The sequence below is a fragment of the Amycolatopsis sp. NPDC003865 genome, assembly GCF_053605345.1.
This window is the reverse complement of the sequence record NZ_JBSGJA010000001.1, coordinates 352,566-379,528: the sequence shown is the minus strand read 5'-3', so window position 1 is coordinate 379,528 and position 26,963 is coordinate 352,566. Positions and strand designations below refer to the sequence as shown.

14 protein-coding genes are annotated in these 26,963 nt (G+C 73.7%); 8 read left to right on the top strand and 6 right to left on the bottom strand.

Annotated elements, in window-relative coordinates; genetic code table 11:
- Window positions 1-23: 23 nt before the first annotated feature.
- The 5 genes from ACWEVP_RS01770 to ACWEVP_RS01750 form a co-directional block, all read right to left on the bottom strand.
- The gene (locus tag ACWEVP_RS01770; RefSeq protein WP_452060715.1) at window positions 24-2,096 is read right to left on the bottom strand and encodes a hypothetical protein; all 2,073 of its coding nucleotides are present in this window, start codon (window positions 2,094-2,096) and stop codon (window positions 24-26) included.
- 310 nt (window positions 2,097-2,406) lie between these two features.
- Window positions 2,407-3,576: an NADH:flavin oxidoreductase gene (locus tag ACWEVP_RS01765; RefSeq protein ID WP_452060714.1), complete on the bottom strand. Its 1,170-nt coding sequence runs from the start codon at window positions 3,574-3,576 to the stop codon at window positions 2,407-2,409.
- A complete protein-coding gene (locus ACWEVP_RS01760; protein ID WP_452060713.1) occupies window positions 3,573-4,160 on the bottom strand; it encodes a TetR/AcrR family transcriptional regulator in 588 nt (195 codons plus the stop codon). The genes ACWEVP_RS01765 and ACWEVP_RS01760 overlap by 4 nt, the downstream gene beginning before the upstream one ends.
- Window positions 4,161-4,207: 47 nt before the next feature.
- A complete protein-coding gene (locus ACWEVP_RS01755; RefSeq protein WP_452060712.1) occupies window positions 4,208-4,837 on the bottom strand; it encodes a 3-oxoacid CoA-transferase subunit B in 630 nt (209 codons plus the stop codon).
- 1 nt (window position 4,838) lies between these two features.
- The gene (locus ACWEVP_RS01750) at window positions 4,839-5,609 is read right to left on the bottom strand and encodes a CoA transferase subunit A (protein WP_452060711.1); all 771 of its coding nucleotides are present in this window, start codon (window positions 5,607-5,609) and stop codon (window positions 4,839-4,841) included.
- 105 nt (window positions 5,610-5,714) lie between these two features.
- Here ACWEVP_RS01750 and ACWEVP_RS01745 point away from each other — a divergent pair, with 105 nt between their 5' ends.
- The 6 genes from ACWEVP_RS01745 (at window position 5,715) to ACWEVP_RS01720 (ending at window position 13,803) form a co-directional block, all read left to right on the top strand.
- Window positions 5,715-6,482: an IclR family transcriptional regulator gene (locus ACWEVP_RS01745; RefSeq protein WP_452060710.1), complete on the top strand. Its 768-nt coding sequence runs from the start codon at window positions 5,715-5,717 to the stop codon at window positions 6,480-6,482.
- 254 nt (window positions 6,483-6,736) lie between these two features.
- Window positions 6,737-7,258 carry a MarR family winged helix-turn-helix transcriptional regulator gene (locus tag ACWEVP_RS01740; protein WP_452060709.1) on the top strand — a complete coding sequence of 174 codons (522 nt, stop codon included), beginning with the start codon at window positions 6,737-6,739 and terminating at the stop codon, window positions 7,256-7,258.
- Between the two features lie 70 nt (window positions 7,259-7,328).
- The gene (locus ACWEVP_RS01735) at window positions 7,329-8,528 is read left to right on the top strand and encodes a cupin domain-containing protein (RefSeq protein ID WP_452060708.1); all 1,200 of its coding nucleotides are present in this window, start codon (window positions 7,329-7,331) and stop codon (window positions 8,526-8,528) included.
- A complete protein-coding gene (locus ACWEVP_RS01730) occupies window positions 8,495-9,325 on the top strand; it encodes a hypothetical protein (protein WP_452060707.1) in 831 nt (276 codons plus the stop codon). The genes ACWEVP_RS01735 and ACWEVP_RS01730 overlap by 34 nt, the downstream gene beginning before the upstream one ends.
- On the top strand, window positions 9,322-10,488 hold the full coding sequence (gene fahA, locus ACWEVP_RS01725; protein ID WP_452060706.1) for a fumarylacetoacetase: 1,167 nt from the start codon (window positions 9,322-9,324) through the stop codon (window positions 10,486-10,488). Before ACWEVP_RS01730 ends, fahA begins: the two co-directional genes overlap by 4 nt.
- 522 nt (window positions 10,489-11,010) lie before the next feature.
- The gene (locus tag ACWEVP_RS01720; RefSeq protein WP_452060705.1) at window positions 11,011-13,803 is read left to right on the top strand and encodes an AAA family ATPase; all 2,793 of its coding nucleotides are present in this window, start codon (window positions 11,011-11,013) and stop codon (window positions 13,801-13,803) included.
- Here ACWEVP_RS01720 and ACWEVP_RS01715 read toward each other — a convergent pair.
- On the bottom strand, window positions 13,776-15,026 hold the full coding sequence (locus ACWEVP_RS01715) for a cation:proton antiporter (protein WP_452060704.1): 1,251 nt from the start codon (window positions 15,024-15,026) through the stop codon (window positions 13,776-13,778). The genes ACWEVP_RS01720 and ACWEVP_RS01715 overlap by 28 nt on opposite strands.
- 298 nt (window positions 15,027-15,324) lie before the next feature.
- Here ACWEVP_RS01715 and ACWEVP_RS01710 point away from each other — a divergent pair, with 298 nt between their 5' ends.
- Window positions 15,325-16,566, top strand: a complete 1,242-nt coding sequence (locus ACWEVP_RS01710) for an NAD(P)/FAD-dependent oxidoreductase (protein WP_452060703.1) — start codon at window positions 15,325-15,327, stop codon at window positions 16,564-16,566.
- Between the two features lie 4 nt (window positions 16,567-16,570).
- Window positions 16,571-26,962 carry an SDR family NAD(P)-dependent oxidoreductase gene (locus tag ACWEVP_RS01705; RefSeq protein ID WP_452061306.1) on the top strand — a complete coding sequence of 3,464 codons (10,392 nt, stop codon included), beginning with the start codon at window positions 16,571-16,573 and terminating at the stop codon, window positions 26,960-26,962.
- Window position 26,963 lies beyond the last annotated feature (1 nt).

Sequence of the window (26,963 nt, the reverse complement as noted above, 5' to 3'; positions counted from 1 at the left end):
GACGTGGATCGAGCCGGCCGAGGTCACGGTTGTTCCCCAGTCGAAGTGGACGGCGACGTCGAGCCGGTGAATCGGTCGCGCAGACCCTGCAGACCACCGAAGACGGCACCGCCGACAGGATGCAGGCCCAGTCCCCACAGGACCGCGATCAGGAGTTGTCCCGGCGTGCCCCAGGCTGGTTCGGGCAGGTAGAGGATTTGCAGGCCCAGGAGCACCGCGACGACCGTGAGCATCAAAGTGACGACCGCGCCCATGGCTCTCTGACGGCGCCGGATCTTCTTGGCGGGCCACGCGGGTCCGAGAACCGCGGGAACCGGGGGCGGCACCGTCGGCGGTGCGGCAGGGGCGAGGGCAACCACGGCCGTCCTCCCGCTGTCCGGCTGGACGCCGCGCCCGTCGACAGCGGCGGAGTAGGCGGTTCTTGCTTGGTCGTAGTGCTCGGTCGCCTTCGCGATGTTGTCGCTCGCAAGAGCGGTTTGAGCTTCGGCGAGCGAAGAGACGACCGGTTCGAAAGCCGCCGCCAGCGTCGGGTTTGTTTGGAGGGCGGAGAGCTTGCCGCTGACTTCTTTACTCAGACCGGCCGTTACCAGCAGTAGATAGTCACGCGTCGCGCCGCGCAGCCCGTCGTCTTCGAGTGCACTCATCGTCCGCATCTGGAGCGCCCGCCAGTCGGCCTCGTTGATCCCGACTGGCGGGTTGGCCTCGACCAGGTGCTTCAGCTTGTCGCTGGCGACGACGCGATGAGCGGCCTCGAGTTCATCCTGCGCGCGGACGAAGTTGCCTCTCTCGGCTGCTTTCCGGGCGGCTTGGGTGTGCGTCTCAGCTGCGGCGGGAGTGGCACCGGGTTCGAGTTTGATCGCTTCGATCCGGGCTGCCACGAATTTTCTGGAACCCTCATCGAGGGCGGCCTTGGCGTCGTTGCACAAGGAAGCGAGCTTGGAGTCGTCGAGCGACGCGCGTAGGTAGGTTTCCACCGTATCCAGTTCGGCTGGATGTGTTCCGGCATCTTCCGATTTTCGATGAGCGGAAAGGTATCGCGGCAGGATCCTGATCTTCGCCGCCGCTCCGTCGAGCTGTTCGTTCTTCGGGAGTATCCCCACGGCCATCTTCCGCGACAGATCTCCGACTTGAGAACGGACGACGCCGACGACGCCCTTCTCGGAGTCGCGCAGTGGTTCGAACTGGTCCAGAAGTGCGTCGGGGTCTTCGCTCAGTAGCTGTAACTGCAATCGCTGACCGAGTGCCTGTTTGCTGGTCATGAAGTAGCGCACGAACCCGGAAAGCGCCACGCCGATGGCGATCAGTGCTGCTGCGAGCCACCATGGGCGGGCGACCGTGAACGAGATCGGTACGACGGCGTCGTCGCCCGCCGTGGTGACGACGCCGAGCTGAGCGCTGTACTTTGCCGGTGAAGCTACCTCGGTCACTCGGACGATGACTTCCTGCCGCTGTCCACCCTGGATGACGAGGTCTTCGGGGTTCCCGAGCACTTCGAGAGACGAGTACTGCGTCTGCGCCCCGTCCGTGTCGTTCACCAGGGAAAGCAGGGCCGGATGGCTGAGGGTGACCGGATAGCCACTGGTTTCGTGCAGTTGGAGGTGCAGGTCGACGGTGGCGGGGCGGAATCCCCACGGCATCGTCGCCGCGGCTGGGGAGATTCGCTCGATAACGAGACTGGGTGTCGCGGGCTTGGTGATCTTGATTTCGGCCAAACCTATCGCTGTCCCGCCTGACGAGAACAGCAGAGTTCCGGCTCGCTCACCCGGGAGGACGACGTTTTCGACGGAGATCCGGAGCGGAACCGCCTTGCCTCCACCGGGCATTGTGACCACCTGATCGGTGACCGGGTTGGTGATTCTCGTGTCGGCGGTGGACACGGTCGTGGTCATGGTCAACGGACCTGGATCCGCAGAAGCGAGGAAAACGGTCCGGCTCGCCTCGGTGCCACCCCGCGGGATCTCGATCAGGACGGTCGAAGTCGGCTTTCCGTCCGGGGTGTCGCGGATCTCCACGCCCGATGCCGCGTGCGCGGGTATCGGCGCCAGGAGGAGCGCGACCCAGCCGATAACAGGAGGAAGAAGAAATACTCTTCTCATGGGTGGCCTCCTTGGCAGTGGTCACTGCCGGAGTCGTCCCGCAGTCAAAATCGACTACAAAGAAGAGGAACCAGTGTCGATACCGCCATCGGAACGTTACCTGGGGGAGTCTTTGCCAGATCGAATTGCGGGCAGCCGATCTCTCCTTGTCCGCTGGTGTTCCTGGTCGTCGGGAGTGGGGCGGTCTTTGCTCACACTCACCTCGGATCTCGATCTGGTGGTGGGTTCTCCGACGACCTCGTCGTAATCGCCTTCGACGCACGTTGGGCAACGTTTGTCGTGCTGCTCGCGGCGATGCGTCCCCGAGCCCTCACGGTTCGGTGAGCACGCACCGCGTCCCGTGGTAGATGGTCGGCATGCAGCGGTTGCAGTGGATGCACAGGCCCCGGGCGTCCGCGTCCGCCTGCATGCGGTGCACCAGGTCGGGTTCGCGCAGCAACGCCCGGGCCATGGCGACGAACGCGAACCCCTCCGCCATCGCCAGGTTCATCGTCTCGACCGTCGTGATCCCGCCGAGCAGGATCAGGGGCAGGTCCAGCGCGGCGCGGAACCGGCGGGCCCGGTCGAGCAGGTACGCCTCGCGGAACGGGTACTCGCGCAGGAAGAACCGGCCGCCGAGGCGCAGGCCCAGCCGGGCAGGCTGGGGGAACGCCGCCGCGAAGTCGCGGACCGGGGCGTCGCCGGTGAACAGGTACATCGGGTTGAGCAGTGAACTCCCCGCGGTCAGCTCCAGCGCGTCGACCGTGCCGTCGGCCTCCAGCCACCGGGCCACCTCGATGCTTTCGGCCGGCCGGAAGCCGCCGCGGACACCGTCGTCCATGTTCAGCTTGGCGGTGATCGCCAGGCGGTCGCCGACCGCGGCCCGCACCGCCCGGGCGATCGCCAGTGCCAGGCGTGCGCGGTTGGCGAGGCTGCCGCCGTAGGAGTCGGTGCGGTGGTTGAGGCGTGGGCTGAGGAACGCGCTCACGAGGTAGTTGTGTCCGAAGTGGATTTCCACCGCGTCGAAGCCGGACTCGAGGGCGGTGCGGGCCGCGGTCGCGTGGGCTTCGACGACGCGGTCGAGGTCCGCGGGGGTGGGCGCGCGCGTCGGGCGCATCCCGAGCGGGCTGAACCGGCGGGTCGGCGACAGCGCGGGCAGCCGGTTCGACGCCGCGTTCGCCACCGGCCCCGCGTGCCCGATCTGAGCGCAGGCCGCCGCCCCTTCGGCGTGGATCGCGTCGGTGAAGCGGCGCAGCCCGGGCACGGCTTCGGGCCGCATCCAGATCTGGTGGCGGTCCGTGCGGCCGTCCGGCGACACCGCGCAGTAGGCCAGCGTGGTCATCCCGACGCCGCCGCGGGCCGGCCGGAGGTGGTACTCGATCAGCTCGTCGGTGACGAGCGCGTCCGGCGTGCGGCCTTCGAAGGTGGCGGCCTTGATGACGCGGTTGCGCAGCTCGACCGGGCCCAGCCGGGCCGGGGCGAACACGTCGGGCGCGCTCACGGCGCGTCCAGCCCGGCGACGACGAACGACCGCACCGCGGCGAGCGGGAGCCCCGGCGGCCGGGGGGCCTTCGCGGCGGGTGTCCCGAAGACCTGCAGCAGCAGCTGGAACGCGAGGGTCCACCGGGCGGCCGCCTGCTCGGCGGTCAGGTCCGGCCGGGCCGCGCGCAGCAGCTCCACCCACGGGTCGAGGCCGAACCAGGGTGACCGCCAGTGCATGCGTTGCCCGGAAAGGAGAACCCGGGCGAGCAGGTGCAGCCGGAGGTGGCCGACCGGGTCGGCCGCGAGCCCGGCCAGCGGCTCCAGCACGGCGTCGGCCAGGTCCGCCGCGGCGGGTACCCAGCCCTCCCGCCGACGGCGCTCGACGTCGCCGAGCACGTCCCGCCAGACGGGCGCCAGCCGGTCCTCCAGCATCGCCGCGACCAGCGCGTCCTTCGAGCCGAAGTGATAGTGGACGGCGGCCGGGTTGAGCCCGGCCGCCGTGCAGATCGACCGGACGGACACCCGGTCGTAGCCGGCGTCCAGCAGCAGCCGTTCGGCCGTGGCCAGCAGCCGGTCCCGCGTCGAGTCGAGCGTTTCCGCCATCCGCCGAGTACACCACTGTGCGGGCCGGCGTTCAAGCAGTGATTCAATCAGTGATTGAGCGGCGCCCCGGTCTTCGCCCGGACCTCGTCGAACTCGACGTCGGGAGCGAGCTCGACCAGCTGGAGCCCGGCCGGCGTGACGTCGAGGACGCACAGGTCCGTGATGATCCGCTGGACGACGCGGCGGCCGGTGTAGGGCAGCGTGCACTCGCCGAGGATCTTGGGCGAGCCGTCGCGGGCGACGTGCTCCATCAGGACGATGACCTTCTTCGCGCCGTGGACCAGGTCCATCGCGCCGCCCATGCCCTTGACCATCTTGCCGGGGATCATCCAGTTCGCGAGGTCGCCGGCGGCGGAGACCTGCATCGCGCCGAGGACGGCGGCGTCGATCTTGCCGCCGCGGATCATCCCGAACGAGGTCGCCGAGTCGAAGAACGACGCGCCCCTGCGGACGGTGACGGTCTCCTTGCCCGCGTTGATCAGGTCGGCGTCGACCTCGTCCTCGGCCGGGTAGGGGCCGACGCCGAGGATGCCGTTCTCCGACTGCAGGACGAGCTCGACGTCGTCGGGGACGTAGTTGGGCACCAGGGTCGGCAGGCCGATCCCGAGGTTGACGTAGTCGCCGTCGCGCAGCTCCGCGGCGGCGCGGGCGGCCATCCGGTGGCGGGTCCAGGCCATCTCAGACGCCCTCCTCGGCGATGCGCACGGTGCGCTTTTCGATCGGCTTGTCCGCGGCCTGCGCGGGGGTCAGCGCCACCACGCGGTGGACGAACGCGCCGGGCAGGTGGACGTCGTTCGGGTTCAGCTCGCCGGGCTCGACCAGTTCCTCCACCTCGGCGACGGTGACCCGGCCGGCCATCGCGGCCAGCGGGTTGAAGTTGCGGGCGGCGTCCTTGAAGACGAGGTTGCCGTGCCGGTCGCCGCGCCAGGCGCGGACCAGGCCGAAGTCGGCGACGATCGCCCGCTCGAGGACGTACTCGTGGTCGTCGAACGTCTGCTTCTGCTTCGCCGGGCTCGCCTTGGCGACGGTGCCGTCGGCGGCGTACCGCCACGGCAGGCCGCCGTCGGCGACCTGGGTGCCGACGCCGGTGGCGGTGAAGAACGCGGGGATGCCGGAGCCGCCGGCCCGCAGCCGCTCGGCGAGCGTGCCCTGCGGCGTCAGCTCGACCTCCAGCTCGCCGGCCAGGTACTGGCGCGCGAACTCCTTGTTCTCCCCGACGTAGGAGGCGACCACGCGCCGGAGGCGGCCCGCGCCGAGCAGGATCCCGAGGCCCCAGCCGTCGACACCGGCGTTGTTCGACACGACCTCGAGGTCCGTGGTCCCGGCCTCGAAGAGCGCTTGGACGAGCACGGCGGGGACCCCGCACATCCCGAACCCGCCGACGGCGAGGGTGGCGCCGTCGGGGATGTCGGCGACGGCTTCCCCGGCGGAAGCGAACACTTTGTCCATGCCGGCCATCAGACGACGGTGGCTCGGTCGCGGTCAATCAGTGAACGCGTTGCACCTGCGGATTGTTCGTCTGGTGGTCTGCTTCGATAAGGTAGTGTTCACTGAGTGGACGCACCTGCGGATCTGGTCGGGCGGACCCACCGGGCGCTGCGCGCCGTCGCGGCGCACGAGCCCGGTGGCGCGACGACGACCGCCGTCGCGCGGGACGCCGGGCTGCCGCGGCCGACCGTGCACCGGTTGCTGACGTCGCTGCAGGGCGTGGGGATGGTCGAGCGGTCGCCCGGCACCGATCGGTGGGTGCTGGGGCCCGAGCTGTACTTCCTCGGGGTGGCCGCGGCCCGGCGGTACGACGTCACCGAGGCCGCGCTGCCGGTCGTTCGGCGGTTGGCGGTGGCCACCGGCGAGAGCGCGTTCTTTTCCGCTCGGCGCGGGGAAGAGACGATCTGCCTGATTCGTGAGGACGGCGCGTTCCCGATTCGCAGCCATGTCCTTTTCGAGGGGGCCCGGTTTCCGCTGGGGGTTGTTTCGGCCGGGATGGTCGTGCTGGCTCATCTGCCGGACCGGGAGATCGACGAGTACCTGGCCCGGGTCGATCCGGCGGCGGAGTACGGGCCGCAGCACGAGGCCGGGGAGATCCGCCGGCACATCGCCTTGACCCGCCGGCGGGGGTACTCGGTGAATCCGGGGCTCGTCGTGGAAGGGAGCTGGGGGCTGGCTGCCGCGGTCTTCGATCAGGCCGGTTCGCCCCGGTGGGCGTTGACCTTGACCGGCGTGGAGCACCGATTCGGGGCGGACCGGGTTCCGCAGCTGGGTGCCTTGTTGTTGCGGGAGGCTCATGCTCTTTCGGAGACTTTGGCTCGTAGCCGGTCGTGAGTGGTTTGTGCTCCGCAACCCCGAAGCTGTCATTGTGACTACGGCCGGCAGCGCCGGGTCAAGGCGGGAAAGCGTGCCTTGACCCGGCGCGGCCGGCCGTGTTCTGGCTTCGGATCGGGGTTGCGGGGGGCCTGGGCTCCTCTGGGTGCGGGGTTTCGAGGGCCCTCGCGGTTCAGCTGGGTGGCGTTCGGCGGTTTCCGTGCCGCGCTCGTGAAACTAGTTTCGAGTTTTACTAGTTGCTAGGCTGCGGGGCTATGGATGTGGAGCTGGACTTCTGGTCGTTCGTCGAGCTGGCCAACCGCCGGCTCGCTACGGAGTACGGCTTCCGGCACCAGCTGGCCACCGAGGTGCTGCTGACCCTGAACCGGGCGTCGGACCTCGTCACCTATGACCTCGAGGCCGCCGTGCACCGGCCGCGGGGGCGGTCGTGGTCGGGGTTCCGGCTGCTGTTCGTGGTCTGGCTGGCCGGGCCGCTGGACCCGTCGGCCGCCGCCCGGTTGACCGGGATGAGCCGGGCCGCCGTGTCGAACCTGGTCAAGACGCTGGTCGGGGACGGCCTGCTCGATCGCGCCCCCGACGAGCGCGACGGCCGGTCGGTCCGGCTTTCGCTGACCGACGCCGGCCACCGCGAGATGGTCTCGGTGTTCCGCGAGCACAACGAGCGCGAGTTCGGCTGGACGGACGCCCTCACCGAGGAAGAACAGCGGATCCTGGTGATGCTGCTGGGCAAGCTGATCACCAGCCGTACCGCGGCCGACACCCGCAGCCGGCGCTGAGCGGCCCTGCGGCGGCGTTGAAGGTAGTAAAAGTCTGAACTATATTGAGCGGAACGGTCAGGAGGCGACCATGGCGTACTACCGCCGAGCGGGGACCATCCCGCCGAAGCGGCACACCCAGCACCGCACGCCCGAAGGCGGGCTCTACCACGAGGAGCTGATGGGCGAGGAGGGCTTCTCGTCGGACTCCTCGCTGCTCTACCACCGCGGCGTGCCCTCGGCGATCGTCGACGCGACCCCGTGGGAGCTGCCGGACCAGTCGCTCACCGAAAACCGCCCGCTGGTCCCGCGCCACCTGAAGCTGCACGAACTGTTCCCGGGCAACGACTACAAGAGCGCCGACGTCGTCACCGGGCGGCGGCTCGTCCTCGGCAACGGGGACGTCCGGATCTCCTACGTCGTCGCGGGCGAGGCCTCTCCGCTCTACCGCAACGCCGTCGGCGACGAATGCGTCTACGTCGAGGCCGGCGAGGCACGCGTCGAGACCGTGTTCGGCCTGCTGGAAGCCCGGCAAGGCGACTACGTCATCCTGCCGCGCGCGACGACCCACCGCTGGGTTCCCACCGGCGACGAGCCCCTGCGCGCCTACGTTGTCGAGGCGAACTCGCACATCACCCCGCCGAAGCGGTACCTGTCCCGCTTCGGGCAGCTGCTGGAGCACGCGCCCTACTGCGAGCGCGACCTGCACGGGCCCGAGGAGCCGCTGCTCGCCGAGGGCGAGGACGTCGAAGTACTGGTCAAGCACCGCGGCTCGCGCGGCATCACCGGCACCCGGTACGTCTACCCGGCGCACCCGTTCGACGTCGTCGGCTGGGACGGGTTCCTCTACCCCTACACGTTCAACATCGCCGACTTCGAACCCATCACCGGGCGCGTGCACCAGCCGCCGCCCGTGCACCAGGTGTTCGAGGGCCACAACTTCGTCATCTGCAACTTCGTGCCGCGCAAGGTCGACTACCACCCCCTGGCCGTGCCGGTGCCGTACTACCACTCCAATGTGGACTCCGACGAGGTCATGTTCTACTGCGGCGGGAACTACGAGGCCCGCAAGGGATCCGGGATCGGCCAGGGCTCGATCAGCCTGCACCCCGGCGGGCACAGCCACGGCCCGCAGCCCGGCGCCGTCGAGCGGTCGCTCGGCGCGGAGTTCTTCGACGAGCTGGCCGTCATGGTCGACACGTTCCGCCCGCTCGAACTCGGCGAGGGCGGTCTGGCGAGCGAAGACCCCGGCTACGCGTGGACCTGGTCCGGACGGGGGCCGGTCGCGTGATCCCCGAGCTCTTCGCCGGGCTGTGCGATGACGCCGCGGTGTTCCCGCCCGGCCTGGCGCCCCTGCCGGACGCGGTCGCCGCGCACGACGAGTACACGAACGCCTGGTACGCCGGCCTCGTCGGCCCGCTGGTGCTCGCCGCTCCGGCGCTCGACGCGCTGGGCGACCTGCTCCGGCCGCGCTCGGCCCCGCTGCCGGTCGCGGTGACGCTGCCCGGTGGTCCCGCCCAGCTGGCCGGGGTGCTCGCCGCCGTGCCGGACCTGCCGGTGGACCTGCGGGCGCTGGAAGTCGCGGTGCCGGACGGGATGGGACCGGACGAGGTCCTCGACGCCGTCGCGGGCGCGACCGCCCCGGTGTACGTCGAGATCCCGCGCGACGACCGGCGCGTCCCGCTGCTGCAGGCCCTCGCCGGGACCGGGCACCGGGCCAAGTTCCGGACCGGGGGCGTCCGCGCCGACCTGTACCCGTCCGAGGCCGAGCTGGCCGCCGCGATCTGCGCCGCCGTCGACGCCGGCGTCCCGTTCAAGGCGACCGCGGGGTTGCACCACGCGCTGCGCAACACCGATCCCGCAACCGGGTTCGAGCAGCACGGCTTCCTCAACCTGCTGCTCGCGGCCGGCGACCCCGACCACGCCGAGGCGCACCTGGCCGAGCGGGACGGCGCCGTCGTCGCGGGGCTGGTCCGGGACCTCGACGACGGCGTCCGGACGCGGTTCACGTCGTTCGGCACCTGCAGCATCAGCGACCCCCTGACCGAGCTGGCCGGCCTCGGCCTGCTGCCCCGAGGAGAGGCATGACCACGATCGACATCCCCGCCGGTTCCCCGTTCGGCACCGCGAACCTGCCCTACGGCGTGTTCTCGGTCGGCGGCGACGCCCCGCGCGTGGGCGTCCGCGTCGGGGACTCGGTGCTCGACCTGGCCCGCGCCCTGGGCGACGACGTCTTCGCCGCGCCGGCGCTGAACCCGTTCATGGCGCAGGGCTACGACCGCTGGGTGGCCGTCCGCGAGCGGATCACCGCGCTCGTCGCGGGCGAGGTCCCGGACGACGCCGTGCACGCGGTCGCCGACGTCACCCTGCACCTGCCGATCGAGGTCGCGGACTACGTCGACTTCTACGCGTCCGAGCACCACGCGTCGAACGTCGGGCGGCTGTTCCGGCCGGACGCGGAACCGTTGCTGCCCAACTGGAAGCACCTGCCGGTCGGCTACCACGGGCGGTCCGGCACCGTGCTGGTCTCGGGCACGGACATCGTCCGCCCGAGCGGCCAGCGCAAGGGCGACCCGGCGCCGGTGTTCGGCCCGAGCACCCGCCTGGACATCGAGGCGGAACTGGGGTTCGTCGTCGGCACGGGCACACCGTTGAACACCCCGATCGCCCCGGACGACTTCCCGCGGCACGTGTTCGGGGCGGTGCTGCTCAACGACTGGTCCGCCCGCGACATCCAGGCGTGGGAGTACGTGCCGCTGGGCCCGAACCTGGGCAAGAGCTTCGCGACGTCGATCTCGGCGTGGGTGGTCCCGGTCCTCGCGCTGGAGGCCGCGCGGACCCCGCTGCCCGGCCAGGACCCGGAACCGCTGCCGTACCTTCGGGAAAGCCGCCCGTGGGGGTTGGACATCGAGCTGTCGGTCGAGTGGAACGGCCAGGAGGTCAGCCGGCCGCCGTACCGCGAGATGTACTGGTCGCCCGCCCAGATGCTGGCCCACCTGACGGTCAACGGCGCGTCCGCCCGCACCGGCGACCTCTACGGCTCGGGCACGATTTCGGGCCCGGAGAAGCACCAGCGCGGCGCGTTCCTGGAGCTGAGCTGGGGCGGCCGGGAGCCGGTGACGGTCAACGGCGAGCAGCGCAGCTTCCTGGAGGACGGCGACGAGGTGGTGATCACGGCGACGGCCCCGGGCGCGAACGGCGAGCGCATCGCGTTCGGCGAGGTCCGCGGCCGCGTCCTCCCCGCGGGCTGAGCGGTGCCGGTGCCCGGTCCGGCAAACGCCGTTCCGGGCACCGGCAATTCGGCGTCGCCGCCGTTCCCGGCTATTTCCCGGTGAATTCGGCGCCGTTCTTCGACATTAACCCGGAACAAGGTTGACCAACTTCGCCGGTGTCCGGTCAGTTGATCACGGTCCGCGAGGTGGTGGGACCGGCACACGGTGCCGCCGTTTTGCGTTAAGATCGGTCTCGAGGGGATCCGACGCAGGGAGTGTCCTTGCGAGTACAGGGGGTGGAGCCACTCGACGCCGGGCGCGGGACCGTGCCCGGGGGCATTCCGGTCGGCGCCGGGCCCGCGACGGGCGACCGGCGTCCGAACGGGAATTGCGCGCGAAAGCGGATTCATACCGATGTTTGACGCAGGTCAACGGCTTTGACCGGGCCTTCGAGCCCGTGCTACGGTGAAATCTTGTCCGTCAGCGTCGACGCGCACATTCCGAATTCTTCTGGATTCTCCGATCATCCGGGGATCATTGTGCGAGCCGGGGGGACATCGCATGCGGAACACTGTGGAGGACGGCGTCCTCGGCCAGTTGGGGGAATTGTTCGACCAGGCCCGCCGGGGCCGGGGCTCCGTGGCCGTGGTGTCCGGGCACGCGGGGCTCGGCCGCAGCGCCGTCCTCGCGGCGCACGCCGAGCAGGTCACCCGCCGGGGCGGCCTGGTACTGCGGGCGACGGCGAGCGTGGCCGAGCGGCCGCTGCGCCTGGGTGTGGTGGGACAGTTGCTGCAAAGCTGTCCCGCGGGCCAGGCCGGGCTGGAGCGGCTCTTCCACGCCCTCGACGAAGGCGTGGAGACGGCACCGGGACTCGACCGCGGTCGCGGCGCGCAGGGCGACTCGGTCTGGGCCGAGGCGATGCGCGGCATGTGGACCGCACTGCTGGCGCTGTCGGAATCGAGCCCGGTCACGATCCTGGTCGACGACCTCGGCTACGCCGACGACGCGTCGACGGACTGCCTGCTGCACTTCGCCCGGCGGCTGCCGGGGAACCGCGTTTCCCTGGTGCTGAGCGAACTCGAGCACCCGCACGCCGGCCGCGGCGCCGTGCACGCCGAACTGGCGCGCCTGCCGCACTTCCACGCGCTGCGCCTGGCGCCGCTGTCGCTCGCCGACACCGAACGGCTGCTGGCCCGGCGCGACGACGCGGCCACGGCGCGGGCCTGGGCCGCCGATCACCACGAGGCGACCGGCGGGAACCCGAAGCTCCTCATGAGCCTGCTCCGCGACCGCGGCGAGGCCGACCGGCCCGGCTCGCCGCCGACGGCGGGGGCGGCGTTCGAGGCCGCCGTCACGGGCTTGATCGACTCCTACGGCCGGGAAGCGCGCGGGGTCGCCCGCGGGTTCGCGCTGCTGGGGGACTGCGCGTCGCCGCGGCTGCTCGGGCAGCTGCTCGGCATCGACACCGCGTCGGTCGCCCAGCTGGTCGCCGTCCTCACCGAAACGGGGCTGCTGAGCGGAAACCGCTTCCGCCACCCGGCCGCCGCGGCGGCCGTCCGGCACGGCATGTCGCCGGGCGACCGGTCGGCGCTGCACCGGTCCGCGGCCGAGCTGCTCCACGGCGACGGCGTACCGGCGACGACGGTGGCGGGTCACCTGCTCGCGGCGCCGCCGGTGCGGGAGCCGTGGGTGGTCCCGGTGCTCGAGGAAGCCGCGGACGAGGCACTCGCCGACGACCGGCTGCCGATCGCGACCGAAGCGCTCAAGCTCGCCCTGCGCCTCTGCGAAGACGAAGACCGGCGTGCGGTGATCACCATGAAGCTGGCGCTGGCCAAGTGGCGCGCCGACCCGGTGCTGGCCGCGCGGTACTACCCGGCGCTGGTGGACGCGCTGCGCCGCGGCACGCTGCGGGGCCGCCACGCCGCGGCGCTGATCCGCTCCCTGCTGTGGTACGGCCGCTTCGACGACGCCGTGGCCGCGCTCGACCAGCTCGCCGCCGACCGGAACGACGCCGAGACGTCCGCCGAACTGCGGCTGACGCACCTGCGCCTGAGCCACACCTACCCGGCGCTGACCGGGCACACCCGGCAGCTCGCGGAGGAGAACACCGAGCACTCGCCGTCGACCACGGTGGTGAAGACCAACGCCAACACCCTGCTCGCGGCGGTGCTGCGGCAGGAGGCGCCGGACGACGACGGCCGCCGCGCCGAGCAGCTGCTGGCCGGCACGGCGATGAGCGACGCGAACCTCGACACCCTCCAGGCGGCGCTGCTGGCCCTGATCTACGGGGATCACACCGAGGCGGCGGCGTCGTGGTGCGAGCGGCTGCTCGCCGACGCCGGGGCCCGCCAGGTCCCGAGCTGGCGCGCGGTCTTCGCCGCGATCCGGGCCGAGGTCGACCTGCGCCGCGGCGACCTGCCGGGCGCGGAGTACCACGCGCGGGCGGCGCTGACGTTCATCCGGCCGCGCGGCTGGGGCGCCGCCGTCGGGGCCCCCGTGGGCGCGCTGCTGCGGGCCCTCACCGCGTCCGGCCGGTACGAAGAGGGCGCGAAACTGCTGGAGCAGGACATCCTGACCGCCACGTTCCAGACCCGGTACGGCCTGCACCTGCTCGCCGCGCGCGGCCACCTCTCGCTCGCCACCGGGCACACCGCGGCGGCACTGGCGGACTTCCGCCACTGCGGCGAGCTGATGCGGGAGTGGGGGATCGACCTGGCGAGCGTCGTGCCGTGGCGCACGGACGCGGCGGAAGCCCACCTGCGCCGGGGCGAACCCGGCGCGGCGCGCGAGCTCGCTACCGAACAGCTGCACCGGCACACCGTCGACGGCTCACGGGCCCGCGGGCTCGCCCTCCGCATCCTCGCCGAGACCGAGCCCGACGCCGGCGTCCGGCGGTGCTTGCTCACCGACGCCGTCGAGCTGTTCGACGCGTGCGGCGACCGCTACGAGCTCGCGCGGGCGCTGGTCGCCTCCGGCCGCGAGTTCCTCGCGGCCGGTGACCGCGACGAGGCCGGGGCCGCGGCCGTCCGCGCGCACGACCTGGCTTGCGAGATCAAGGCCGAGCCCGTGCTCGCCGAGCTCGGCGCGGCGGGCCTGGATGCCTTGCTGCCGCCGGAATCCGGCAGCAAGGGCGGCCCGCGCGTCGCGGAGAGCATCAGCGCGCTGAGCGACGCCGAGCGCAAGGTCGCCAGCCTGGCCGCCCGGGGGCGGACGAACCGGGACATCGCCGCCGAGCTGTTCATCACGGTCAGCACCGTCGAGCAGCACCTCACCCGCGCCTACCGGAAACTGCGGGTGAACCGGCGGATGGACCTGCCGGCGGACCTTCAGTTCGACGTCGTCGGCAGTGAGTGACGCGGTTCCACGACGGGGTCGTGGTCCTCGCGGCCGGCCAGCAGGCGCAGCAGCGGCCCGGACATCGCGGTGGTGACGACCGCCATCACGACCATCAGCGAGTAGAGGTCGCGGTCGAGCACGCCGATCTGGAGGCCGACGCCGAGCGCGATCAGCTCGGTCAGCCCGCGGGTGTTCATCAGCGTGGCGAGGACCGCCGAACGGCGCGTCGACAGGCCCTGGGTCCTGGCGCCGGTGAAGGTGCCGGCGAACTTGCCGGTGACGGCGACCGCGATGATCGCGGCGAGTTCGAGCCACCCGCCGGCGCCGACGTGCGAGAGGTCGACGTTCAGCCCGGCGACGATGAAGTAGACCGGCAGCAGCAGCGCGGTGGTGGCCTGGGCGCGGTGCAGGAGGTCTTCGCGGACCTTCGCCGTGCCGCGCCGGGGCATCGCCAGCCCGAACAGGAACGCGCCGAAGACGTAGTGGAGCCCGGCGAGCTGGGTCATCGCGGCGGAGACCAGCAGGCCGGCCAGGACGATCGCGTAGTGGCCGTAGTTCGGGTGCGCGCCGGCCCGCCGGGTCAGCAGCCGGCGCAGCGCGGGGCGGACGCCGAAGAACAGCAAGCCGCCGAACGGGAGCACCAGCAGCACCAGCCAGTGGGGCGCGCCCGTGCCACCGGCGAGCGCCTGCACGGCGGCCAGCATCGTCCAGGCCGCCAGGTCGCACACCGCCGCGGCCGACAGCGCGATCGTGCCGAGCAGCGTCCGGTTCATCCCCCGGTCGGTCAGGATCCGCGCCAGCACGGGAAAAGCGGTGATCGACAGGGCCACGCCGATGAACAGGACGAAGCCCAGCCGGTCACCGGGGTGGTGGCGGCCGGCGAGCACGAGCGCGAGGCCGCACCCGAGCACCAGTGGCAGGAGCAGGGCGCCGAGCGCGGTCGCGACGGCGACCCGGCCCGACCCCCGCAACCGCTCGTGGTCGAACTCGAGGCCGACCGCGAACATGAACAGCACCAGCCCGACGGAGGCGAGCCCGGTCAGGTGCGGGCGGATGCCCACCGGGAAGAGCGTGTTCGCGACCGCGCCGTGGAACAGGCTGGGCCCGGCCAGGATCCCGGCGACGATCTCGCCGATGACCGCGGGCTGCCCCAGCACCCGCGCCAGCCGGCCGGCGAGCCGCGCGAGCACGACGATCAGCGCGAGGTCGCAGAGCAGGATCGCCACCTGTGCTTCGGTCATCGCACCGTCCCCCGTGTCCCGTGGACCCCGCCGACAGCCAACCGCCGTCCGCGCGCGGCGGGCACCCCTAAGGCGGTCCGGCCGGACCCTTAACCCGGGCGCTACGGGTTGCCGCGGCGGCGGGTAAGGGTTGTCACCCCGGGCGCGGATCGCAAAACTCGGTGACGCGCCGGCCGCCGGGAGAACTCCTCCGCCACCTCGCGCCGACCGGTTCGCCCGTTCCGCACTTTCACCGCTTTCCTGCCGGAAAACCGTGTGCGCACGCCGTTCCTCGCCACCGTCGAAGGGATTTCACGCAATGCAGAACGACTACGACGTCATCGTGATCGGCGGTGGGCCCGCCGGATCCACCGCGGCCGGTCTGCTGGCGAAATGGGGCCGGCGGGTCCTGGTGCTGGAGAAGGAGAAGTTCCCGCGCTACCACATCGGGGAGTCGCTGGTGCCGGGGTGCGTCCCGGTGCTGGCCGAGCTCGGCGCGATCGACCTGATCGAAGCCGCCGGCGCCACCAAGAAGTTCGGGCTTTCCCTGCTGTGGGGCGACGACCCCCAGCCGTGGTCGGTCGACTTCGACGAAATCTGCCCGCACCCCTACGCCTACGAGGTCAAGCGCGCCGAGTTCGACAACCTGCTGCTGAGCAACACCCGCCGCCTCGGGGCGACGGTCGTGGAAGAGGCGTCGGTCCGCGAGCTGGTGTTCGAGGACGAGCGGTGCGTGGGCGCCCGGTACAGCGTCGGCCGCGCGGACGAGACCACCGAGGTCCGCGCCTCGTTCGTGATCGACGCCTCCGGTCAGACGAAGCTGCTGGCCCGCCACCTCGACGCGGTCGACTGGCACGACGACCTCAAGAACCTGGCCACCTGGACGTACTTCCAGGGCGGCACGCGCTACGAAGGCAGGCAGGCCGGCAACATCCTGGTGGAGAACCGCCCGCCGGGCTGGCTCTGGATGATCCCCTTCAGCGACGGCACCTGCAGCGTGGGCTTCGTCGCGCCGACCGAGGAGTACGCGGCCACCGGCCTCACCCCGCCGGAGGTGCTGCGGCAGCGGATCGCCGAGTCCGCGGAGGTCAAGCGCCTGCTGGCGGGCGCGGTCGAGGTCGCCGCCCCGCGCACGACCAAGGACTGGTCCTACACGGCGGCCCGGATGAGCGCGCCCGGCGTGCTGACCGCCGGCGACGCGGCGGCGTTCATCGACCCGTTGTTCTCGACCGGCGTGATGCTGGCGATGAAGGGCGCCTCGACGGCCGCCCGCACGGTCCACGCGGTGCTCGGCGCGCCGGAGCGCGAAGAGGAGCTGCGGGGCGCCTACGAGAAGTCGTACAAGGACTTCCTCGAGGTCGTGCTCTCGTTCGTCCGGTTCTTCTACGACCCGAGCAAGAAGGTCGTGGAGTACTTCGAGCGGGCCCGCGCGCTCGTCGACCCGGCCGAGGCGCTGGCCGCCCGCGAGGACTTCATCGTGCTCATCTCGGGGCTCTACGGCATGGCGCCGGTGATGGAGTCCGAAGTGGACGAACCGCAGCCGGTGCCGGCGCCGGCCTGACCGGCTGCCCTCCCGCTACCCGCACGGCGACGACCGGGGACTTTCGATGGCGAACGAAGAAAAACTGCGTGAATACCTCAAGCGCGTCACCGCCGACCTGCGGCAGGCCCGCGGACGGCTCGCGGAGATCGAGGGCGCCGCGGAGGACCCGGTCGTCGTCGTGGGGATGTCGTGCCGGTACCCGGGCGGGGTCTCTTCGCCGGGGGAGCTGTGGGATCTGGTCGCCGCCGGCCGGGACGCGATCTCCGCGTTCCCGGCCGACCGCGGCTGGGACCTCGACGGGCTCTACGACAGCGATCCCGAGCGGACGGGGAAGTGCTATGTGCGTTCGGGTGGCTTTCTCGACGGGGTCGCCGACTTCGACGCCGAGTTCTTCGGCATCTCCCCGCGGGAAGCGCTGGCGATGGATCCGCAGCAGCGCCTCGCCCTGGAAACCACGTGGGAAGCGCTCGAAGACGCCGGGATCGACCCCGGCCTGATCCGGGGCAGCCGGACCGGGGTGTTCCTGGGCCGCAGCTACGAGAACTACGCGACCCGGCTGGCGGAGCCGCCCGCGGACCTCGAGGGCTACCTGCTGACCGGGAACACCGCGAGCGTCCTGTCCGGGCGCGTCTCCTACACCTTCGGCTTCGAAGGGCCCGCGGTCACGGTCGACACGGCGTGCTCGTCGTCGCTGGTGGCGTTGCACCTGGCCGTGCAGTCGCTGCGCCGGCGCGAATGCGACCTGGCGGTGGCCGGCGGCGTGGTGGTGATGTCGGACCCGGCGATGTTCGTCGAGTTCTCCCGGCAGCGGGGCCTGGCGGCGGACGGCCGCTGCAAGGCCTTCGCCGCGGCGGCCGACGGGTTCGGTGCCGCCGAGGGCGCCGGGCTGGTGCTCGTCGAGCGGTTGTCCGACGCCGAGCGCAACGGGCACCCCGTACTGGCCGTCGTGCGCGGCTCGGCGGTGAATTCCGACGGCGCGTCGAACGGTTTGACCGCGCCGAACGGTCCCTCGCAGCAACGGGTGATCCAGGCGGCACTGGCCGACGCGCGCCTGCTGCCGTCCGATGTGGACGTCCTGGAGGCGCACGGGACGGGGACCGCGCTGGGCGACCCGATCGAGGCGCGGGCGGCGATCGCGGCCTACGGCGAGGGTCGCGAACACCCGCTCCTGCTCGGTTCGGTGAAGTCGAACATCGGGCACACGCAGGCCGCCGCGGGCATCGCCGGCGTGCTCAAGATGATCCTGGCGATGCGGCACGGGGTGCTGCCGCGGACCCTGCACGTCGACGAGCCGACGCCGCACGTCGACTGGGCGTCGGGCGCCCTCTCGCTGCTGACCGAGCCGGTGGCCTGGCCCGGGCACGGACGGCCGCGCCGCGCGGCGGTGTCGTCGTTCGGGATCAGCGGGACCAACGCCCACGTCGTGCTGGAACAGCCGCCCGCGACCGCCGATGTCCCGGCCGGCCCGGCGGTGGTGCCGCCGGTGGTGCCGTGGGTCGTGTCCGCGGCGAGCGAAAGCGCCTTGCGCGCCCAGGCCGCCCGGCTGGCGCGGGTCGCGGACGCGCACCCCGTCGAAGACGTCGGCTACTCGCTCGCGACCACGCGTGCCGCGTTGCCGTTCCGCGCGGTCGCGCTGGGCGGCGACCCCGCCGCCGCGCTGGCCGCCTTCGCCGCCGGCGCGCCGTCGGGAGTGCGCACCGGCCGGGCCCGGCCGGGCCGCCGCACCGCGGTGCTGTTCAGCGGCCAGGGCAGCCAGCGGCCGGGCATGGGCCGCGAGCTGTACGCGGCCTACCCGGTGTTCGCGAGCGCCCTCGACGAGGTCTGCGCCGCGTTCGGGGACCGGCTGCCGCGTCCGCTGCGGGAGGTCATGTTCGGCGAGGACGCCGAACTGCTGCGGCAGACGGTGTTCACCCAGGCCGCGCTCTTCGCCTTCGAAGTCGCGGTGTACCGGCTGCTCACGACCTTCGGGGTGACACCCGAGCTGCTCGCCGGGCACTCGGTCGGCGAGATCGCCGCGGCCCACGTCGCCGGCGTCCTGTCGCTGGAAGACGCGTGCACGCTCGTGGCCGCCCGCGGGAACCTCATGCAGGCGCTGCCGCCGGGCGGGTCGATGGCCGCGGTCGAGGCCACCGAAGAGGTCGTGCGGGAGGCGCTTTCCCCGGGGATCGAGATCGCCGCCGTCAACGGGCCGGCGGCGGTCGTCGTCGCCGGCCGCCAGTCCATTGTGGACGCTTTCGTCGAGGACTTCCGCGCCCGCGGCGCCCGCGCGCAGCGGCTGCGCGTCGGCCACGCGTTCCACTCGGCGCTGGTGGAGCCGGTGCTCGACGCCTTCCGGGCCGTCGTCTCCGGCTTGGCGCTGCACGAACCCGAGCTGCCCGTGGTCTCCACCGTGACCGGTGTCCCGGCCGCGGCCGGGGAGCTGACGGACCCGGAGTACTGGGTGCGGCAGGTGCGCGAGCCGGTGCGGTTCGCCGACGCGGTGCGGAGCCTGGACTCGGCCGGGGCGAACGTCTTCGTCGAAGCCGGTCCCGACGCGACCTTGACGGCGATGGCGGCCGAGTGCCTCGACGCGCCGGTGCTCGCGGCCACCTCGCGCAAGGGCAAGCCCGAAGCCGAAACCTTCACGGCCGCGCTCGCGGTGCTGCACGGCGCCGGCGTAAACATCGCCTGGGCCGCCGCGTTCGCCGGGTCCGCGGCGCGCCGGATCGCCCTGCCCACCTACGCGTTCCAGCGGACCCGGTACTGGCTCGAGGCCGGCCACCGGACCGGTGACGTCGCGTTCGCGGGCCTCGGTGCGGCCGGCCACCCGCTGCTCGGCGCGGTCGTGGCCGTGGCGGGCTCCGGCGGGGTCGTGCTCAGCGGCAGGCTGGCCACCACCGGCCGGCCGTGGCTGGCCCAGCACGCCGTGGCCGGCACGGTGATCCTGCCCGGCACGGCCTTCGTCGAGCTGGCGGTGCGGGCGGGGGAGGAGGTCGGCTGCGGCCGCGTCGAAGAGCTGACGCTCGCCGCCCCGCTGGTCGTCCCGGACCGCGACGGCGTGGCCGTCCAGGTGGTCGTCGACCCGCCGTCGGCCGACGGCCGCCGCGCGCTGAGCGTGCACTCCCGCGACGGCGACACCTGGGTCCGGCACGCGACCGGGTTCCTCGCCGAGGACGCCGCCGCGGAGCCGGAAGACCTGGTCGCCTGGCCACCTCCCGGCGCGGTCGCCGAGGACGTCTCCGACGCCTACGAACGGCTTTCGGCGCGCGGCTACGACTACGGCCCGGTGTTCCGCGGCCTGCGGGCGCTCTGGCGCCGGGACGACCGGATCTTCGCCGAGGTCGCGCTCCCGGAGGACGCGGACGCCGGTGCCTACGGCCTGCACCCCGCGCTGCTCGACGCCGCCCTGCACCCCTTGGTCCTCGACGAGGGCCACGAGGTACTCCTGCCCTTCGCGTGGCACGACGTCACCCTGCACGCGGTCGGGGCGACGGCGCTGCGCGTGGTGCTGACGAAGACCGCCGGCGACGCGGTTGCGGTGTCGGTCGCCGATCCGGCGGGCCGCCCGGTCGCGTCCGTGCGCTCCCTGCGGCTGCGCCCGCTCACGCCCGGCACGCCGGCCGCCGGCAACGATCTCTTCGCCGTGGACTGGCGACCGGTCCCGGACCCCGCCCCGCTCGACACGGCGACGCTCGGCGCCGGCGGCCCGACCGCGCTCGCCGGCCCCGTGCCGGAAGTCGTCTTCGCCCCCGTGGAGACGTCCGGTGACGACCGCCCGGCCGCGGCGCACACCGCGGTGCGGCGGGTGCTCGGGCTCGTGCGGGAGTGGCTCGCCGACGCGCGGTTCGAGCGCTCCCGGCTCGTCGTCGTCACGTCCGGGGCGACCGGGCCCGGCGACGGCGCCGTCGATCCCGCCGCCGCCGCGGTGTGGGGGCTGGTGCGCTCGGCGCGGTCGGAGCACCCCGGCCGGTTCGGGCTGCTCGACACCGACGGCAGCCTCCCGCCGTGGGCGTCGCTGCCGGCGGGGGAACCCGAGGCCGCCGTCCGCGACGGCCGGTGCCACGTGCCGCGGCTCGTGCCCTTCGGCGCCGACCGCACCTTCGCGTGGGACCCCGCCGGAACCGTGCTGCTCACCGGCGGCACGGGCGGGCTCGGCGCGGTCGTCGCGCGGCACCTGGTGACCGCGCACGGCGTGCGCCGGCTGGTCCTGGCGAGCCGCCGCGGCGCCGCGGGCGACGACGGCCTCGCCGGTGAGCTGACCGCGCTGGGCGCGGAGGTGTCGGTCGAGGCCTGCGACGTCACCGACCGCGCCGCGCTCGAGGCGCTCGTCGGCCGCGTCACGGCCGCCGGCCGCCTGAGCGCCGTGGTGCACCTGGCGGCCGTGCTCGACGACGCCACCGTCGGCTCGCTCACGCCGGAGGCGCTGGAGCGCGTGCTGGCGCCGAAGGTGGACGCCGCCTGGCACCTGCACGAGCTGACCCGCGACCTCGGCCTGGCGGCGTTCGTCCTGTTCTCCTCCGCGGCCGGCGTGCTCGGCGCGCCGGGCCAGGGCGCCTACGCCGCGGCCAACTCCTTCCTCGACGCCCTCGCCCGCCTCCGGCGTGCCGAGGGGTTGCCGGCGCACGCGCTGGCCTGGGGCCTCTGGCCGGCCGAGGGCCTGGCGGGCGGGCTGCGTGACGAAGACGTCGAACGGCTGGCCCGTGCGGGCATCGCACCGCTCGCGCCCGGGCGCGGTCCCGCGCTCCTCGACGCCGCGCTCGGCGCCGCCCGTGCGGACCTCGTCCCCGCCCGGTTCGCCCAGGACCGGCTGCGCGCCGACGTCCCCGCGCTGTTCCGCGCGCTGGTGCGGCCGCGGCCCCCGCGGGCCGCGGCCGGGGCGGCCGGCCCGGCGCTCCCGCTCGCCGACCGTCTCGCCGGGGTGTCCGCCGAGGACCGGCTCGCCGTCGTCACCGAGCTGGTCCGGACCGAGGTCGCCACCGTGCTCGGCCACCCGAGCGCGGCCGCGATCGCGCCGGACGCCGTCTTCAGCGGGCTCGGCTTCGATTCGCTGACCGCCGTCGAACTGCGCAACCGGCTCGCCGCCGGCACCGGTCTGCGGCTGCCCAGCACGCTCGTCTTCGACCACCCCACGCCCGCGGCGGTGGCCCGGTACCTGGCCGGCGAGCTCGCCGGCGAGCGCGTCCCGGTGGCGCCGGCCCGGGTGGCCGGCCCGGCCGAGGACGACCCGGTCGTGGTCGTCGGCATGGCTTGCCGGTACCCCGGCGGGGTCCGCACGCCGGACGAGCTCTGGGACCTGGTGGCCGGCGGCCGCGACGCGATCGGGGAGTTCCCGGCCGACCGCGGCTGGCCGCTCGCCGAACTGCACGACCCCGACCCCGCCCACCCGGGCACCAGCTACGTCCGGGAGGGCGGGTTCCTCCTCGACGCCGCCGAATTCGACGCGGAGTTCTTCGGGATGAGCCCGCGCGAGGCGCTCACCACCGACCCGCAGCAGCGGCTGCTGCTGGAGGTCGCCTGGGAGGCGTTCGAGCAGGCCGGCATCGACCCGGCGGCCCTGCGCGGCAGCGACACCGGCGTGTTCGCCGGGATCATGTACCAGGACTACGGCGCCCGGCTGCACCAGGCGCGCGGCGTGCCCGGCGAGTACGAGGGCTACCTGGTCAACGGCAGCGCGGGCAGCATCGCCTCCGGCCGGATCGCCTACACCTTCGGCTTCGAAGGCCCGGCGGTGACCGTCGACACGGCGTGCTCGTCGTCGCTGGTCGCGCTGCACCTCGCGGCCCGCTCGCTGCGCGCGGGCGAGTGCGGTCTCGCGCTCGTGGGCGGGGCCACGGTGCTGGCCAGCCCCGCGGTGTTCGTCGAGTTCTCGCGCCAGCGCGGGCTGGCCGCCGACGGCCGGTGCAAGCCGTTCGCGGCCGCGGCCGACGGCACGGGCTGGGCCGAAGGCGCCGGGCTGCTCCTGCTGGAGCGGCAGTCGGCCGCGGAACGCAACGGCCACCGCGTCCTGGCGGTGGTGCGGGGCAGCGCGGTCAACCAGGACGGGGCGTCGAACGGGTTGACCGCGCCGAACGGGCCGGCGCAGCAGCGGGTGATCCGGGCGGCGCTGGCGGATGCCGGGCTGGCGCCGTCCGATGTGGACGTCGTGGAGGCGCACGGCACGGGCACGACCCTCGGCGACCCGATCGAGGCGCAGGCCGTGCTGGCCACCTACGGCCAGGACCGAGAAACCCCGCTGTGGCTGGGCTCGCTCAAGTCGAACGTCGGGCACACGCAGGCGGCCGCGGGCGTCGGCGGCGTCATCAAGATGATCATGGCGATGCGGCACGGCCGGCTGCCGAAGACCTTGCACGTGGACGAGCCCACCCCGCACGTCGACTGGTCCGCGGGCGCGGTCTCCCTGCTCACCGAGCCGGTGGACTGGGCGGACCGGGCGCACCCGCGCCGGGCCGGGGTCTCGTCGTTCGGGGTCAGCGGCACCAACGCGCACGTGGTGCTGGAACAGCCGCCGTCCCGGGTCGAACCGGTGGCGGACGCGCCGGCCGGACCGCTGCCGCTGGTGCTGTCGGCCAAGACCGGCGCCGCGCTGCGGGCGCAGGCGAACCGGCTGCGGGAATGGGTGCGCCGACGCCCGGAGCTGACGACGGCGGAGCTCGCGCGTTCACTCGCCACTACCCGGTCCGCCCTGGCCGAACGAGCCGTCGTGGTCGGCGCCGGCCGGGACGAGGTGCTCGCCGGGCTCGCGGCCCTGGGCGAGGGCCGCCCCGCGGGCACCGTCCGCCGCGGCACCGCCGGCCCCGGCCGCACCGCGTTCCTCTTCACCGGCCAGGGTTCCCAGCGGCCCGGCATGGGCCGGCACCTGCGCGAAACCGTCCCCGGCTTCGCCGCGGCGTTCGACGAGGTCTGCGCGCACCTCGACGGGCCGCTCGGCCGGCCGCTGGCCGGCGTCGTCTTCGACGGCGACGGCGCGCTGGACCGGACGATGTTCACCCAGGCCGCGCTGTTCGCCCTCGAGGTCGCGCTCTTCCGGGCGCTCGAGCGCGCCGGCGTCCGGCCCGACCTGCTCCTCGGCCACTCGATCGGCGAGGTCGCGGCGGCCCACGTGGCCGGCGTGCTCACCCTGGCCGACGCGTGCGCGTTGGTCGCCGCGCGCGGCCGCCTGATGCAGGCGCTGCCCGAGGGCGGCGCGATGATCGCCGTGCGGGCGGAACCGGGCGAGGTGCGCGCGGAACTGGGCGAGCGGGTGTCGGTCGCGGCGGTCAACGGGCCGGATTCGGTCGTGCTGTCCGGCGAGACGGCCGCGGTGGAGGACGCCGCCGCCCGCTGGCTCGCCCGCGGCCGGAAGGTCAAGCGGCTCACCACCTCGCACGCGTTCCACTCGCCGCTGATGGAGCCGATGCTGGCCGAGTTCGGCGAAGTCCTCGCCGGCCTCACCTTCCACGAGCCGCGGATCCCGGTCGTGGCGAACCTGACCGGGCAGGTCGCCGAACCGGGGCTGCTGACCGACCCGGGCTACTGGGTGCGGCAGGTCCGCGGCGCGGTCCGCTTCGCCGAGGGTGTCACCGCGCTCGCCGGCGCGGGGGTCACGCGGTACCTGGAACTGGGGCCGGACGGCGTGCTGACGGCGATGGTGCGCGACTGCCTCGGCGAGGCCGGACCCGCCGCCGCCGTGCCGCTCCTGCGCCGCGGCCGTCCCGACGACGAAGCGTTCTTCACCGCGCTCGGCGAGCTGTACGTCGCCGGCGCCGAACCGGCGTGGGCCGGGCTGCTGCCCGCCGCCCGGCGGGTCGACCTGCCCACCTACGCCTTCCAGCGGTCCCGGTTTTGGCTGGACGCGCCCCGCGCGAGCGGCGACGTGACCGGCGCCGGGCTGAGCTCGCCGGGACACCCGCTGCTCGGCGCGGTCGTCGAAGTCGGGGACTCGGGCTCGGTCGTGCTGACCGGACGGCTCGCGCCGGACTCGGCGCCGTGGCTCACCGAGCACGCCCTCGGCGGCGTGCCCGTCGTGCCGGGCGCGGTGTTCCTCGAACTGGCCGCCCGGGCCGCCGAGGAGACCGGCTGCGGGCTCGTCGAGGAGCTGACCGTCGAGACCCCGCTGGTGCTGCCCGACGCCGACGTCGCCGTCCAGCTGGTCGTCGACCGCCCGGACGCGGCCGGCCGCCGGCCGGTGGCCGTGTACGCGAGGGACGGGCAGGACGACTGGACCCGGTACGCGACCGGCGTGCTCACCGCCGGGGCCGTCCCGGCGGCGGACGCCCTCTCGTGGCCGCCGCCCGGCGCGGAACCCGTGGCACTGGACGGGTTCTACGAGCGGCTGGCCGCGGGTGGCGTCGGCTACGGGCCCGCGTTCCGCGGGCTGCGCCGGGCCTGGCGCCGGGGCGGCGAGGTGCTGGCCGAAGTCGCGTTGCCCGCCGGGGTCGACGCCGCCGGGTACGCGGTGCACCCGGCCTTGCTCGACGCCGCCTTGCACACCGTCGCGCTCACCGGCCGTCCGGAGACGGTCCTGCCCTTCTCGTGGTCCGGGGTTTCGGTGGCCGCCACCGGGACGACCGCGGTGCGCGTCCGGCTGCGCCCGCGTGGCGCGGACGACGTCACCCTCGACGTCACCGACGAAACCGGCCGGCCGGTGGTTTCGGTGGGAGCGCTGGCCTTGCGGCCGGTCGACCCGGCCCGGCTGCGGGCGGGCCGGCGCGACGATCTGTACACAGTGGACTGGACAGCCGGCCGCGCGGCGGCCTCGGTGCCCGCCGACGCTCCCGAAGTCGCGTCGGCGGCGGAGCTGGCCGAGCTCACCGACGTGCCCCCGGTGGTCGTCCACCGGTGCCGCACCGGTGCCGGTGACGTGCCGGCCGCGGTGCGCACGGCCACGAACGCGGTGCTCGACCTCCTGCGGGCGTGGCTGGCCGACGAGCGGTGCGCGACCGCGAACCTGGTGGTGGTGACCGAAGGCGCCGTCGCGACCGCGCCCGGCGAGCCGGTGCCGGACCTCGCCGCGGCCGCCGTCTGGGGCCTGGTCCGGACGGCGCAGACGGAAAGCCCGGGCCGGTTCGCGCTGGCCGACGTCGAACCCGGGGCGGGCGCGGTGCCGTTCGCGGCGGACGAGCCGCAGCTGGCGGTCCGGTCGGGGGCCGTGCGGTTCCCGCGGCTCGTGCGGGCCAAGGCACCCGACGCCGAGGTGTCGCCGGCGGACCCCGCGGGCACGGTCGTCGTCACCGGTGCCGGCGGGGGACTGGGCACCCGCGTCGTCCGGCACCTCGCGACCACGCGCGGCGTCCGGCACCTGCTGCTGATCGGCCGGCGCGGCGCGATCGACCCCGGGCTGCTCGCGGACCTCGCGCAGCTGGGCGTCTCGGTGCGCGTCGCGGCGTGCGACGTCGCCGACCGGGCGGCCCTCGCCCGGGTTCTCGGCGCCGTGCCCGCCGAACACCCGGTGCGCGAAGTGGTGCACCTGGCGGGCGTGCTCGACGACGGCGTCCTGCCGGCGCTGACCCCGGACCGGCTGGACCGGGTGCTCGCCCCGAAGGCCGACGGCGCCTGGCACCTGCACGAGCTGACCCGCGACCTCGGCCTGACCGCGTTCGTCCTGTTCTCCTCCGCGTCCGGGGTGCTGGGCACGGCCGGGCAGGCGAACTACGCGGCCGCCAACACGTTCCTCGACGCGCTCGCCGCGCACCGGCGGGCCGGAGGGCTGCCCGCGACGTCGCTCGCGTGGGGGCTCTGGGACGAGGGCATGGGCAGCTCGCCCGGTTCGCGCCGGGTCGCCGTGCCCGGGTTCTCGGCCGAGGAGGGGCTGGACCTCTTCGACGCGGCCGTGCGGCTGGACCGGTCCCTCGTCGTGGCCGCCCGGCTGGACCTGACGGCCCGCGAGGACGTCCCGCCGCTGCTGCGCGGGCTGGTGCGGGCGCGGCCCGCCACCGGTCCGTCGCCGACGGACACCGCGGCACGGCTGGCCGAGGCCGCGCCCGCCGAGCGCGCCGCGCTCCTGTCCACGGTGGTGCGGGCGGAGGTCGCGGCGGTGCTCGGGCACGGCGGGCCGGACGCGGTCGCCATGGACCGCGCGTTCACCGACCTCGGCTTCGATTCGCTCACCGCGCTGGAGTTCCGCAACCGGCTCGCCGGCGCCACCGGCCTGCGGCTGCCGGCGGCGCTGATCTTCGACCACCCGACACCCGCCGACGTCGTCGCCTTCGCCGCGACCGAGCTGGCCGGCGCCGCGCCGGACGCCTCGCCCGGGCTGTTCGGTGAGCTGGACCGGCTCGGCGCGGAGCTGGCCGCGGGCGAGCTCGACGAGCTCACCCGCGAACTGCTCGCCGACCGGCTTTCCGGCCTGCTCGCCCGCCTGGCGCCCGCGGGCGGGCAGCCGGGCGCGTCGGTCGCCGAACAGCTGGGCGCGGCCAGCGACGACGAGATCTTCAGCTTCATCGACAACGAGCTGTAGA

Coding starts and splice junctions, on each gene's coding strand:
- ACWEVP_RS01770 (WP_452060715.1), bottom strand. CDS start 2,096: ATGAGAAGAGTATTTCTTCTTCCTCCTGTTATCGGCTGGGTCGCGCTC.
- ACWEVP_RS01760 (WP_452060713.1), bottom strand. CDS start 4,160: ATGGCGGAAACGCTCGACTCGACGCGGGACCGGCTGCTGGCCACGGCC.
- ACWEVP_RS01755 (WP_452060712.1), bottom strand. CDS start 4,837: ATGGCCTGGACCCGCCACCGGATGGCCGCCCGCGCCGCCGCGGAGCTG.
- ACWEVP_RS01750 (WP_452060711.1), bottom strand. CDS start 5,609: ATGGACAAAGTGTTCGCTTCCGCCGGGGAAGCCGTCGCCGACATCCCC.
- ACWEVP_RS01740 (WP_452060709.1), top strand. CDS start 6,737: ATGGATGTGGAGCTGGACTTCTGGTCGTTCGTCGAGCTGGCCAACCGC.
- ACWEVP_RS01735 (WP_452060708.1), top strand. CDS start 7,329: ATGGCGTACTACCGCCGAGCGGGGACCATCCCGCCGAAGCGGCACACC.
- fahA (WP_452060706.1), top strand. CDS start 9,322: ATGACCACGATCGACATCCCCGCCGGTTCCCCGTTCGGCACCGCGAAC.
- ACWEVP_RS01720 (WP_452060705.1), top strand. CDS start 11,011: ATGCGGAACACTGTGGAGGACGGCGTCCTCGGCCAGTTGGGGGAATTG.
- ACWEVP_RS01715 (WP_452060704.1), bottom strand. CDS start 15,026: ATGACCGAAGCACAGGTGGCGATCCTGCTCTGCGACCTCGCGCTGATC.
- ACWEVP_RS01710 (WP_452060703.1), top strand. CDS start 15,325: ATGCAGAACGACTACGACGTCATCGTGATCGGCGGTGGGCCCGCCGGA.